Genomic DNA, 12659 nt, shown 5'->3' on the forward strand with positions numbered 1-12659 from the left:
GATCAGGCCTCCGGGGCTTCGAACTTGGAGGTGCGCTGCATGCCGGCCGCGCGGCCCTTGCCCGCGATGACCAGGGCCATCTTGCGGCTGGCCTCGTCGATCATCTCGTCGCCGAGCATCGCGGAGCCCTTCTTGCCGCCCTCCTCGGAGGTGCACCAGTCGTAGGCGTCGAGGATCAGCTCGGCGTGGTCGTAGTCCTCCTGGGAGGGCGAGAACACCTCGTTGGCCGCGTCGACCTGACCGGGGTGCAGGACCCACTTGCCGTCGAAGCCGAGCGCGGCGGCACGGCCGGCGACCTCGCGGTAGGCGTCCACGTCGCGGATCTGGAGGAACGGGCCGTCGATCGCCTGGAGATCGTGCGTACGCGCCGCCATCAGGATGCGCATCAGGATGTAGTGGTACGCGTCCGCGCCGTAGCCGGGCGGCTGCTGACCGACGACCAGCGTCTTCATGTTGATCGACGCCATGAAGTCGGCGGGGCCGAAGATCAGGGTCTCCAGGCGGGGCGAGGCCGCGGCGATGTCGTCGATGTTGACGAGGCCCTTGGCGTTCTCGATCTGCGCCTCGATGCCGATCTTCCCGACCTCGAAGCCCATGGTCTTCTCGATCTGGGTGAGCAGCAGGTCCAGCGCGACGACCTGCTGGGCGTCCTGGACCTTCGGCAGCATGATGCAGTCGAGGTTCGGGCCCGCGCCCTCGACGACCGTGATGACATCGCGGTACGTCCAGTGCGTCGTCCAGTCGTTGACCCGCACGACCCGGGTCTTGCCCGTCCAGTCGCCGTTGTTCAGCGCGTCGACGATGTGGTGGCGGGCGCCCTCCTTGGCGAGCGGCGCGCAGGCGTCCTCCAGGTCGAGGAAGACCTGGTCGGCCGGCAGGCCCTGGGCCTTCTCCAGGAACCTCGGATTGGACCCGGGCACGGCCAGACAGGAGCGGCGCGGGCGCAGCCGGTTCACGGGAGCCGAGGGGCGCGCGGCGGAGCCGCCCGAAAGCGGGGTGGTGGCGGGCGACGGGCTGGGCACGGTCATGCGGGGACCTCCAGAGGGTCGAGCTTGTTCGCTTTCCGGATCTCGTCGACGATACGGCCGATGATCTCCGTGATGCCGAAGTCCTTCGGGGTGAATACGGCGGCGACACCGGCCTTGATCAGGGCCTCGGCGTCCGCGGGGGGAATGATCCCGCCCGCGATCACCGGGATGTCGCCCGCTCCGGTGCGGCGCAGCCGGTTCAGTACGTCCGGCACCAGCTCGGCGTGCGAGCCGGACAGGATCGACAGACCGACGCAGTGCACGTCCTCGGCGACGGCGGCCGAGACGATCTGTTCGGGCGTGAGGCGGATGCCCTGGTAGACGACCTCGAATCCGGCGTCACGGGCGCGCACCGCGATCTGCTCGGCGCCGTTGGAGTGGCCGTCGAGGCCCGGCTTCCCGACGAGCAGCCGCAGCCGGCCCGCCGCCAGGTCCTCGGCGGTCCGGGCGACCTTCTCGCGTACGAGAGCCAGCGGGGTGCCCGCCTCCGCCGTCACCGCGACCGGGGCCGAGGACACCCCGGTCGGTGCGCGGAACTCGCCGAAGACGTCGCGCAGGGCCCAGGACCACTCGCCGGTCGTGACGCCCGCACGGGCGCATTCGACGGTGGCCTCCATCATGTTCTCGGTGCCCGCCGCGGCCTTCTTCAGCGCGGTCAGCGCCTCGGTGGCGCGCGGCTCGTCCCGGTTGTCGCGCCACTCGTGGAGCGCGGCCACCACCTTGGCTTCGTTCGCCGGGTCGACCGTCATGATCGCCCCGTCGAGGTCGGCGGTGAGCGGGTTGGGCTCGGTCGTCCCGTAGATGTTGACGCCGACGATCTTCTCCTCGCCGCCCTCGATCCGGGCACGCCGGGCGGCATGCGAGGAGACCAGCTCGGACTTCAGGTAGCCGGACTCGACGGCAGCCATGGCGCCGCCCATCTGCTCGATCCGGTCCATCTCGGCGAGCGAGTCGGTGACCAGCTCGTCCACCTTGGCCTCGATGACGTGCGAACCGGCGAAGATGTCCTCGTACTCCAGCAGATCGCTCTCGTGGGCGAGGACCTGCTGGATGCGCAGCGACCACTGCTGGTCCCAGGGGCGGGGGAGCCCCAGCGCCTCGTTCCAGGCGGGCAGCTGGACGGCGCGGGCGCGGGCGTCCTTGGAGAGGGTGACGGCCAGCATCTCCAGCACGATGCGCTGAACGTTGTTCTCCGGCTGCGCCTCGGTCAGCCCGAGCGAGTTGACCTGGACGCCGTAGCGGAAGCGGCGCTGCTTGGCGTCGGTGATGCCGTAGCGCTCGCGGGTGACCCGGTCCCAGATGCGGCCGAAGGCGCGCATCTTGCACATCTCCTCGATGAAGCGGACGCCCGCGTTCACGAAGAAGGAGATCCGGGCGACCACATCGCCGAACTTCTCCTCGGGCACCTGTCCGGAGTCGCGGACCGCGTCGAGCACGGCGATCGCCGTCGACATGGCGTACGCGATCTCCTGGACCGGGGTGGCCCCGGCCTCCTGCAGGTGGTAGCTGCAGATGTTGATCGGGTTCCACTTCGGGATGCGGTTGACCGTGTACGTGATCATGTCAGTGGTCAGCCGCAGCGAGGGGCCCGGCGGGAAGACGTGCGTCCCGCGCGAGAGGTACTCCTTGACGATGTCGTTCTGCGTGGTGCCCTGGAGCTTCCCGGGATCCGCGCCCTGCTCCTCGGCGACGACCTGGTAGAGCGCCAGCAGCCACATCGCGGTGGCGTTGATGGTCATCGAGGTGTTCATCTGCTCCAGGGGGATGTCCTGGAACAGCCGGCGCATGTCGCCGAGGTGCGAGACGGGCACACCGACCCGGCCGACCTCGCCGCGGGCGAGGATGTGGTCGGGGTCGTAACCGGTCTGGGTCGGCAGGTCGAAGGCGACCGACAGACCGGTCTGGCCCTTGGCGAGGTTGCGCCGGTAGAGCTCGTTGGACGCCTCGGCGGTCGAGTGACCGGCGTACGTCCGCATGAGCCACGGGCGGTCCTTCTGACGGCCGCTCATGTCAGACGTTCCTGAATCGGTTGATGGCGTCGATGTGCTGCTCGCGCAGCTCCGTGTTGCGCACGCCCAGGCCCTCGGCGGGCGCCAGCGCCAGGACGCCGACCTTGCCCTGGTGGAGGTTGCGGTGCACGTCGTACGCGGCCTGGCCGGTGTCCTCCAGGGAGTAGACCTTCGACAGCGTCGGGTGGATCTTCCCCTTGGCGACCAGGCGGTTGGCCTCCCACGCCTCGCGGTAGTTGGCGAAGTGCGAGCCCACGATCTTCTTGAGTGACATCCACAGGTAGCGGTTGTCGTACTCGTGGTTGTAGCCCGAGGTCGAGGCGCAGGTGACGATCGTGCCGCCCTTGCGGGTCACGTACACACTCGCGCCGAAGGTCTCGCGGCCCGGGTGCTCGAAGACGATGTCCACGTCCTCGCCGCCGGTCAGTTCACGGATGCGCTTGCCGAAGCGCTTCCACTCGCGCGGGTCCTGGTTGTGCTCGTCCTTCCAGAACCTGTAGCCCTCGGCGTTGCGGTCGATGATCGCCTCGGCGCCCATCTTCCGGCAGATCTCCGCCTTCTGGTCGCTGGAGACGACACAGATCGGGTTGGCGCCGCCGGCCAGGGCGAACTGCGTGGCGTACGAGCCGAGTCCGCCGCTCGCGCCCCAGATGAGGACGTTGTCGCCCTGCTTCATGCCGGCGCCGTTACGGGAGACGAGCTGGCGGTACGCGGTGGAGTTGACCAGCCCCGGAGCCGCAGCCTCCTCCCAGCTGAGGTGGTCCGGCTTCGGCATCAGCTGGTTGGACTTGACGAGTGCGATCTCTGCCAGGCCGCCGAAGTTGGTCTCGAAGCCCCAGATGCGCTGCTCGGGGTCGAGCATCGTGTCGTTGTGGCCGTCCGAGGACTCCAGCTCGACCGAGAGGCAGTGCGCGACGACCTCGTCGCCCGGCTTCCAGGCGTTGACGCCGGGGCCGGTGCGCAGGACGACGCCCGCCAGGTCGGAGCCGATGACGTGGTAGGGCAGGTCGTGGCGCTTGCTGAGGTCGCTGAGCCTGCCGTACCGCTCCAGGAAGCCGAAGGTCGAGACGGGCTCGAAGATCGACGTCCACACGGAGTTGTAGTTGACCGAGCTGGCCATGACGGCCACCAGGGCCTCGCCAGGACCGAGCTCGGGCACCGGGACGTCCTCGACGTGGAGGGACTTGCGCGGGTCCTTGTCGCGGCTGGCGACGCCGGCGAACATCTCGGCCTCGTCCTTGTGCACGGTCACCGCGCGGTACGACTCGGGGATGGACAGGGCCGCGAAGTCTGCGGGCGTGCTGTCCTGCGATTGGATCGCGTCCAGGATTTCCTTCACGGTGTGCCTCCGGTGGTGCGGCGTCTGAGGGAACGCTTGAGGGTCCTGCGGAGCAGGGGGAGCGGTGTTGCGTGGAGGTGTGCCGTCGGTTCGGCGGATGATGCTTCGGCTGCTTGCTCGGTGGAGCAGAAGGGTTTGCCTGTGACGCAGGCGTCCGGGCGCGCAAACACGTGGTTTGCGGGGACAGCCGGCGTACGTGAGGTCTCAGCACGCCGGCCGCCCGGACGACTTCAACGTATGGCACTCCGTGACAGCTGGCAAGGCACTGGGTGCCAGCAATTTCCCTCAATTGTCATCCGGGTGCCACGCATGAGCAACACGGCGGGCGATTTGCCGCCATGTGCCCTGTCTGGGTGGTGCGAGGAGGGTCAGGGGGCGGGGCGGTAGACGTACGGCGTCGTCGTGCCCAGCGCCGTGAACCCGAGGCGCTGGAGGATCGGGCGGCTGTCCTCGGTCGCGTCGACCTGGAGGTAGCGGTAGCCGCGCTCGGCCGCGATCCGGGCCCGGAAGGCGATCAGCGCCCGGTAGACGCCCCTGCCGCGCCACGCCTCGACCGTGCCGCCGCCCCAGAGCCCGGCGAAGCCCGTGCCCGGGTACAGCTCCATCCGGGCGGAGCTCACCGGCTCGTCGCCCGCCATGGCCAGCACCCCGACGAAGTGGTCCGGGTCCTCCTCCAGCCGGGCCAGCACCTGGTGCCGCAGCCGGGACCAGTCCGTGCCGAACGCCTGCCCGTGCGCCCGCGCCATCAGCTCCACATCGGCCTCGTCACGCACCGTGCGCAGCTGGACGCCCTCCGGGAGCCGCACGGTCATGGGCTGGTCCGCCACCGGCGCGACGAGGAGGGTCTCCGGCTCCTCGGGCACGAATCCGGCCGCCAGCAGCCGCGCCCCGAGGTCGGCCGGGCGGTCATGGGAGTACAGCTTCCATTCGAACTCCCCGTACCCGTGCGCGGTGCAGTGGGCGACCTGCGCCGCGATCGCCGCGTCCGCCCGTACGGCGTCCAGATCGGGCGAGGACCAGACGACCGCGTTCCAGTCGGTGTCCTTGCCCACCTGGCGTACGAAGCCGTCGCCGCGCTCGACACGGACACCGGGGCCGTCCGGTCTGGCTCCCTCGCGCATCTCGCGGTCGAAGGCGGCCAGCAACTCTTCACGGCGTGCAGTCGTTTGATCGGTCATCCGCACACCACAGCACCGGGGCGCCGCTCCGGCAACCCGGTTTCGGCGCGCCCCGCTCAGCGCTCCTTGAGGGCCTGCTGGATCGTGCGCATCACTTCGTCCAGCGGCGCGTCCGTCCGGGCCACGGCCACCAGCACCTCGCCCTCCGTGCTCACCGACGCGGCTGCCGGCTTCGCCGGCTCACTGCCGGCGGTCCGGCCCGCGCCGATCCCCGTCCCGAAGGTGTCCCGGACGATGGCGAACGCCTGGTCCAGCTGCGCCTCCACGTCACCCTGGCCGTCGGCGCGCAGCCAGCGGCGCAGCACGTGGTTGTGGGCGGTGACCACGGCGGATGCCGCGACCTCCGCCAGCAGCGGATCGTCGTTGCCCGCGAGGTGGTCGCGCTCGTCGAAGTGGCCCAGCAGATAGCGCGTGAACAGCCGCTCGTAGCGGGCCACCGACGCGATCTCGGCCTGCCGGAGCGTGGGTACTTCCCGGGTCAGCTTGTAACGGGCCACGGAGACCGCGGGCTTCGCCGCGTACATCCGCATGACTTCCTTGATGCCGCGGCAGACCGTGTCGAGCGGGTGCTCGTGCGCGGGGGCGGCGTTCAGGACCGCCTCGGCCCTCACCAGCGTGTCGTCGTGGTCCGGGAAGATGGCCTCTTCCTTGGACCGGAAATGCCGGAAGAAGGTCCGCCGGGCGACGCCCGCCGCGCCCGCGATCTCGTCGACGGTCGTCGCCTCGTACCCCTTCGTGGCGAAGAGCTCCATCGCCGCCGCGGCCAGTTCACGGCGCATTTTGAGCCGTTGGGCGGCGGCACGGGTGCCTGCGGCACTTTCCGGGACGTCGGGCGCGGCGGACACACGGGGGGACCTGGCGGGCTGGGACATGGTGTGAACGTACTGCATCGGTGCAGGAGAGCGCGCCTGTGGGGGCGGGCCGCCCGAGGGGCCGAGCAGCCCGCCCCAGCGGGCGCCCGGCCCGGACGGCTCAGCGGCGGGCATATTCGCGGAAGCCGCGCCCCGTCTTGCGGCCGAGGCAGCCCGCGGCCACCAGATGCTCCAGCAGCGGCGCCGGCGCGAGGCCCGGGTCGCGGAACTCGCCGTGCAGCACCTTCTCGATGGCGAGCGAGACGTCGAGGCCGACCACGTCCAGGAGCTCGAAGGGCCCCATCGGATAGCCGCCGCCCAGCTTCATCGCGGCGTCGATGTCGTCGAGGGTCGCGTAATGCTCCTCGACCATCTTGATCGCGTTGTTGAGGTACGGGAACAGCAGCGCGTTCACGATGAACCCGGCCCGGTCCCCGCAGTCCACCGGATGCTTGCGCACCTTCCCGCAGACCTCACGGACCGTGGCGTGCACATCGTCCGCGGTGAGCACCGTCCGGACGACCTCGACCAGCTTCATCGCGGGCGCCGGGTTGAAGAAGTGCATCCCGATGACGTCCTCGGGCCGCGAGGTGGCCCGGGCGATCGAGACGACGGGCAGCGAGGAGGTGGTGGTCGCGAGCACCGCGCCCGGCCGGCACACCTTGTCCAGCGTGGCGAACAGCTGCTGCTTGACCAGCAGGTCCTCGGCCACGGCCTCGACGGCCAGGTCGACCCCGGAGAAGGAGTCCAGCGACCCCGCCGCGGTGATCCGGGCGAGCGTCTCGTCCCGCGCCCCGGCCGTCAGCCGCCCCTTGGCGACCGACCGCTCCAGCGACTTGGCGATCCGGACCTTGGCGACGTCCGCCTTCTCCTGGCTGCGCGCGGCGAGCACCACGTCGTACCCGGCCTTCGCGAAGACCTCCGCGATCCCCGAAGCCATCGTCCCGGAGCCCGCGACGCCGACCGAACGCACCGGGCGGCCCGCGCCCGCCCCGGCGTCCTGCGCCGGAGTCAGCGCGTCAGGCACGACGGTCTCGCTGCCCGGCTCCGCGTACGTGTAGAAGCCGCGGCCCGACTTGCGGCCGGTCAGCCCCGCCGCGGCGAGCTGGCCCAGGACGGGTGCCGGGGCGTGCAGCCGGTCGTGCGAGGCGGAGTACATCGCCTCCAGGACGGTACGGGCGGTGTCGATGCCGATCAGGTCCAGCAGCGCGAGCGGGCCCATCGGCAGACCACAGCCCAGCCTCATCGCCGCGTCGATGTCCTCGCGGGAGGCGTAGTTCGCCTCGTACATGGCGGCGGCCTGGTTGAGGTAGCCGAACAGCAGGCCGTCGGCGACGAACCCCGGCCGGTCACCGACCGCGACCGGCTCCTTGCCCAGCTCCCGGGCGAGCGCGGTGACGGCCTCCACGGCCGGCGGCGCGGTCAGCACCGAGGAGACCACCTCGACCAGCTTCATCGCCGGCGCCGGATTGAAGAAGTGCAGGCCGAGGACCCGCTCCGGGTGCTGCGACTCCGCGGCGAGACGGGTCACCGACAGGGCGTTGGTGCCGGTGGCGAGGATGGCGGTGGGGGAGACGATCGCGTCGAGCTCGCGGAAGACCTGCTGCTTGATCTCGTACGTCTCCGGCACGACCTCGATGACCAGATCCGCCTCGGCCGCGGCCTGGAGGTCGGAGAAGGTACGGAACCGGGCGAGGGCGTCGCGCCGCTCCTCCTCCGTCATCCGCTCGCGCCGCACGGCGCGGGCGGTGGAGGCCTCCAGGGAGGCGACGGCCCGGCGGGCGGTCGCGTCGTCGATGTCGATGCCGATGACCTCGCGGCCGGCGCCGGCCAGGACCTCGGCGATGCCGGTGCCCATGGTGCCGAGGCCGACGACGGCAATGGTGCTGAACGGGGTGTCCATCACGGGACTCCAGGGATGAGTGACGACTGAGGGACGCACGCGGCGCGCGGCCGATGAGAGGGGCCGAAGGGCCCGACCGGCGCGGGGCGTACGGGAACTGCCTGTCGTGGTGCTCAGGTCCCGGGCGCGAACCGCACGCCGGGACCGGGAAAGGGTGACGGACTCTGTCCCGGAGTCACGTCTCACAAGCTGCCGAACCGACAAACACTCCGGGTGGCTGCGTCACCAGGCCACCGGAGCCGGCGGGGGAGTGTCCCGCTCACATGAGGTTAACCGGCGAGTAACGAGCGCGCCAGTCCTCGGTTGTTGTGGCTCGCCTCACATCAACCACCCGCTCCGACACGCTGCGTGTCCACCGATACGCTGACGGTCATGGATGAGGAGTACCGGTCGCTGACGCACCGGCTGGCGGACGAGGCGGGGGAGTCGGCGGCCTACCGCAGGCTGCTGGCCACCGATGACGACGAGGAACTGGCCCAGGTGCTCATCGAGCGCGAACGCCCGCTCTGGGCGCGCGAGATCGCCGCGTACCGGCTCGGCTGCGGCGGTGACCGCCGTGCTTTCGAGACCCTGGTGCTGCTGCTCAACCACCGCGACCCGGAACGCTGCGTCGGCGCCGCCCACGCCCTGGCCCGACTCGGCGACCCCCGCACGCCGCGCGCCGCCGCCGCTCTCGCCACCAACTCCCTGCGCACCGCCTACGCCCTGTACCCGGTCCGCCTGCTCGCCGAGCTGAGGGCCCCGGAGTCCGTGCCCGCCCTCATGAGCACCCTGTCCCGGCTGCTGGGGCCGGACGAGCCCCACTGGCGGGTGGCGCTTGCCTGCGTCGAGGGCCTCGGGCAGCTCGGCGACGTACGGGCCCGCCCGGTCCTGGAGGCCGCCGTGGCGCACCCCCGTCTCGGCGGCGCGGCCGAGGAAGCGCTCAGCCGCCTGCCGGCGGGCTGAGGGGGAGTACGTAGCGCACCTCGGGCACCGCGACACCGTCCACGTCGAAGGGCTCCTCGGCGCCGTCGGGGCGGAAGCCCGCCCGCTCGTAGAAACGCCGGGCAGGCGCGTTCCCCTTCAGTACCCAGAGCGCGACGTCGGGATGGCCGGCCGCTGCGCCGCGGGCCAGCACCTCCGCCATCAGGGCCCGGCCCACGCCGGTCCCGGTCTGCTCCGGCAGGACGTAGATCGCGTACACCTCGCCCCGGGCGAGCCGCCTGCCGTCCTCGCGGTACGGCCCGTACGCCGCCCAGCCGACGACGCCGAGGCCCGCTCGCTCGGCCACCACGTTGACGACATCGCCCGCCTCGGTGAAGAAGCCGCGGCGGCGCTCCGCGTCCGCGGCGATGTCCATCGCGTCCAGATGCGCCTGCGGCATCAGGCCGGCGTATGCGCTCTGCCAGCCACGCACCCGGACCCTGGCGACGGCTTCGCAGTCGTCGAGGGTCATGTCCCGGATCAGGACGACGGGGGCGTGCGCGGGCACGGGCCGAGAGGTCATCCGGCCATCCTCGCGCACGCCCCCGAACCGCGGCAACGTCCTTCTCTCAGCCCCGGAAGCCGAGCAGTCCGTGCAGCGTGGCGCCGCTCGCGTCCGTACGGGAGGCCGGGCGCGCGGACTTGGCGGTCGCCGGCTTCGGGTCGGGCGTCTTCGCGCACACCGCGTCCACGTCGCCGCCCTTCCCGCGCGGCACGGTGCCCTTGGCCAGATAGTCCGCCAGATACCGGTCCAGGCAGGCGTTCCCGCTCAGCGTGACGCCGTGGTTGCCGCCGCCCTCCTCGACGACGAGGCCGGAGCCCTTGAGCTTGCGGTGAAGGGTAACCCCGCCCTCGTACGGGGTGGCCGCGTCGTCCGTCGCCTGGAAGAGCAGCGCCGGGGGCAGCGCGCGGTTGGAGACCCGCACCGGGTTCAGCGGCGCCACCGGCCAGTCCGCGCACGGGGCGTTGTACCAGGTGTTGCCCCAGGTCATGAACGGGGCCTTGGCGTGGACCCGTCGGCTGTCGCTGCGCCAGACGTTCCAGTCCTGTGGCCACTGCGCGTCCCGGCACTGCACGGCCGAGTAGACCGAGTACCCGTTGTCGCCCTCCGCGTCGACCGCGGCGAAACGCTCGTACGCCTTCACCAGGGCCTGCTCGTCCTCGTCGTGGACGTAGGCGGCGAACGCCTCGGCCAGATCGGGCCAGTAGCCGTTGTAGTAGCCGCCCGGCAGGAACGTGTCGTCCAGCTCGCCGGCACCGACCTTCCTGCCCGCCGGGTGCTTCTTCACCGCGTCCCGCATCCGGTACCAGGCCGCCTCGACCTTCGCCGGATCGCTGCCGAGGCGGTACGTGGCGTCGTACTTCGCCACCCAGGCGGCGAAGGCCTTGTGGCGGGTGTCGAACGCGTAGTCCTGGCTGATGTTGTCGTCGTACCAGACCCCGTCCGGGTCCACGTTCGAGTCGAGGACCAGGCGCCGGACGCGCTCCGGGAACAGCTTGGCGTACACCGAGCCCAGGTAGGTGCCATAGGAGTAGCCGAAGTAGTTGAGCTGCCGGGAGCCGGTCGCGCGCCGGATCACGTCGAGGTCCTTGGCCGCGCTGACCGTGTCCATGAACGGGAGCAGGTCCGGGTACTTCTTCCCGCAGGCGGCGGCGAAGTCGCGGGCGCGGTTGCGGTTGTCCCGCTCGTCCCGGAACGACCGCGGTACGGGGTCGGGCCGTACCGGGTCGAAGTACTTCGGGACGCAGTCCAGTGCCGGCCGGCTCTTGCCGACGCCCCGCGGGTCGAACCCGATCACGTCGTACTGGGCGGCCACCGCCTTCGGCAGCGAGGCGGCGACGAAACCGGCCATGGACAGTCCGCTGCCGCCCGGGCCGCCCGGATTGACCAGCAGCGGCCCCTGGAACGTCTTCGCCGTGTGCGGGACCCGGGTCAGGGCGAGCGTCACCTGGCGGCCCGACGGATCGTCGTGGTCGAGCGGGGAGCGCACGGTCGCGCACTGGAGGGTCGGGGACGACTGGGTGCCGCAGTCGGTCCACTTGACCGAGGCGGCTCGCTGGGCGTCGCTGTCGGCGCTCGCCGGTGCCGGGGCGGCGGTCACCAGACCGGCGACCGTCGCCCCGACGGCGAACAGCATTCCTGAACGGTTCGTCATATGGCCTCCCGTGGTGGGGGAACACGGCTGCGCGTGGCGCAGCCCCCGCCGCATGCTCCCCGTATTCGGGGCCGGAAGGACCTGTTCCGGTCAGAGATGACCCGTTTGCCCCCGTGGGTGCGGCCCGGGTCAGAGCAGGGTCAGCTGGGTGGGCCCGGAGGCGGGCGGCGTTGTCCGCTGCTTGTCGGGCTCACGGAAGCCGCGGGGCTTTCCGCGGTGCGACGGGCCGATGCCGTACTCCGTGGCCAGCTCGTGCACGGACCGGGTGATGCGGCGCTGGTACCACGTGGGGGCGTACGCGCCGTCCGCGTACAGCCGTTCGTAGCGGCGCACCAGGTGTGGATGGTGGTGGCCGAGCCACTCCATGAACCACTCCCGGGCGCCCGGGCGCAGATGGAGGACGAGCGGGGTCACCGACGTCGCGCCGGCGGCGGCGATCGCGCGGACCGTCGCCCGCAGCTGGTCCGGCCGGTCACCGAGGTACGGGATGACGGGAGCCATCAGGACCCCGCAGCCGATGCCGTGCTCGCTGAGGGTGCGGACGACGTCCAGGCGCCGCTCGGGGGAGGGCGTGCCGGGCTCCACGGTCCGCCACAGCTCCGGGTCGGTGAAGCCGACGGAGACCGAGACGCCGACCTCGGTGACCTCGGCGGCCTGCCGCAGCAACTCCAGGTCGCGCAGGATCAGTGTGCCCTTGGTGAGGATGGAGAAGGGGTTCGCGTGGTCGCGCAGGGCGGTGAGGATGCCGGGCATCAGCCGGTAGCGCCCCTCGGCGCGCTGGTAGCAGTCGACGTTGGTGCCCATCGCGATGTGCGCGCCGTCCCAGCGGGGTGAGGCCAGCTCGCGGCGTACCAGCTCCGGGGCGTTGATCTTGACCACGATCTGCGAGTCGAAACCGAGCCCGGTGTCGAGGTCCAGATAGCTGTGCGTCTTGCGGGCGAAGCAGTAGACGCAGGCGTGGGTGCAGCCCCGGTAGGGATTGACGGTCCATTCGAACGGCATCCGGGACGCGCCGGGCACCCGGTTCACGATCGAGCGGGCCCGTATCTCGTGGAAGGTGATGCCCCGGAATTCCGGAGTGTCGAAGGTGCGGGTCGTCACCGCGTCCGCGGCAAAGAGCGCGCCGGTACCTGTTTTGGTGGTTTCGGTGGGGTTATCAGCCAGATTGTCCCAGCGCATGGACGCCTCCTCGGTAGCACTGCCCCGAGAATAGAACACTTGTTCCCTTGATC

The 12659-nt window shown here is 71.0% G+C and carries 10 protein-coding genes; 1 reads left to right on the top strand and 9 read right to left on the bottom strand.

The window, feature by feature from the left end; translation table 11 throughout:
• Positions 1–2 precede the first annotated feature (2 nt).
• The 6 genes from EAO72_RS39690 to EAO72_RS39715 all read right to left on the bottom strand — a co-directional run bounded on the left by EAO72_RS39690 (position 3) and on the right by EAO72_RS39715 (position 8308).
• Positions 3–1028 (bottom strand): HpcH/HpaI aldolase/citrate lyase family protein, encoded by a 1026-nt coding sequence (locus tag EAO72_RS39690; RefSeq protein ID WP_261991780.1) that lies wholly within the window; start codon positions 1026–1028, stop codon positions 3–5.
• Positions 1025–3037, bottom strand: coding sequence for a protein meaA (locus EAO72_RS39695; RefSeq protein ID WP_148021829.1), 2013 nt, complete (start codon positions 3035–3037; stop codon positions 1025–1027). Before EAO72_RS39695 ends, EAO72_RS39690 begins: the two co-directional genes overlap by 4 nt.
• 1 nt (position 3038) lies before the next feature.
• Complete coding sequence (gene ccrA / locus EAO72_RS39700; protein WP_148021830.1) at positions 3039–4376, bottom strand: crotonyl-CoA carboxylase/reductase; 1338 nt, start codon at positions 4374–4376, stop codon at positions 3039–3041.
• A 368-nt stretch (positions 4377–4744) separates the two neighbouring features.
• The gene (locus tag EAO72_RS39705) at positions 4745–5554 is read right to left on the bottom strand and encodes a GNAT family N-acetyltransferase (RefSeq protein ID WP_148021831.1); all 810 of its coding nucleotides are present in this window, start codon (positions 5552–5554) and stop codon (positions 4745–4747) included.
• A gap of 56 nt (positions 5555–5610) precedes the next feature.
• Entirely contained in the window at positions 5611–6426 is an 816-nt protein-coding gene (locus EAO72_RS39710) for a TetR family transcriptional regulator (RefSeq protein WP_148021832.1), read from the bottom strand.
• A 100-nt stretch (positions 6427–6526) separates the two neighbouring features.
• Entirely contained in the window at positions 6527–8308 is a 1782-nt protein-coding gene (locus EAO72_RS39715; protein WP_148021833.1) for a 3-hydroxyacyl-CoA dehydrogenase family protein, read from the bottom strand.
• 372 nt (positions 8309–8680) lie between these two features.
• Between EAO72_RS39715 and EAO72_RS39720 the strand changes: the two genes are divergently transcribed.
• Positions 8681–9253, top strand: a complete 573-nt coding sequence (locus EAO72_RS39720) for an adenylosuccinate lyase (protein WP_148021834.1) — start codon at positions 8681–8683, stop codon at positions 9251–9253.
• On the opposite strand, the gene EAO72_RS39725 is transcribed toward EAO72_RS39720, so the two are convergent.
• The 3 genes from EAO72_RS39725 to EAO72_RS39735 all read right to left on the bottom strand — a co-directional run bounded on the left by EAO72_RS39725 (position 9231) and on the right by EAO72_RS39735 (position 12606).
• Positions 9231–9794 (bottom strand): GNAT family N-acetyltransferase, encoded by a 564-nt coding sequence (locus tag EAO72_RS39725; RefSeq protein ID WP_261991781.1) that lies wholly within the window; start codon positions 9792–9794, stop codon positions 9231–9233. The two genes, EAO72_RS39720 and EAO72_RS39725, sit on opposite strands and share 23 nt — an antisense overlap.
• A gap of 46 nt (positions 9795–9840) precedes the next feature.
• Entirely contained in the window at positions 9841–11427 is a 1587-nt protein-coding gene (locus tag EAO72_RS39730) for an alpha/beta hydrolase (RefSeq protein ID WP_148021835.1), read from the bottom strand.
• Between the two features lie 129 nt (positions 11428–11556).
• Positions 11557–12606, bottom strand: a complete 1050-nt coding sequence (locus tag EAO72_RS39735; protein WP_148021836.1) for an Rv2578c family radical SAM protein — start codon at positions 12604–12606, stop codon at positions 11557–11559.
• Positions 12607–12659: the final 53 nt, after the last annotated feature.

Source organism: Streptomyces sp. OR43 (assembly GCF_008042275.1).
Taxonomy (GTDB): Bacteria; Actinomycetota; Actinomycetes; order Streptomycetales; family Streptomycetaceae; genus Streptomyces.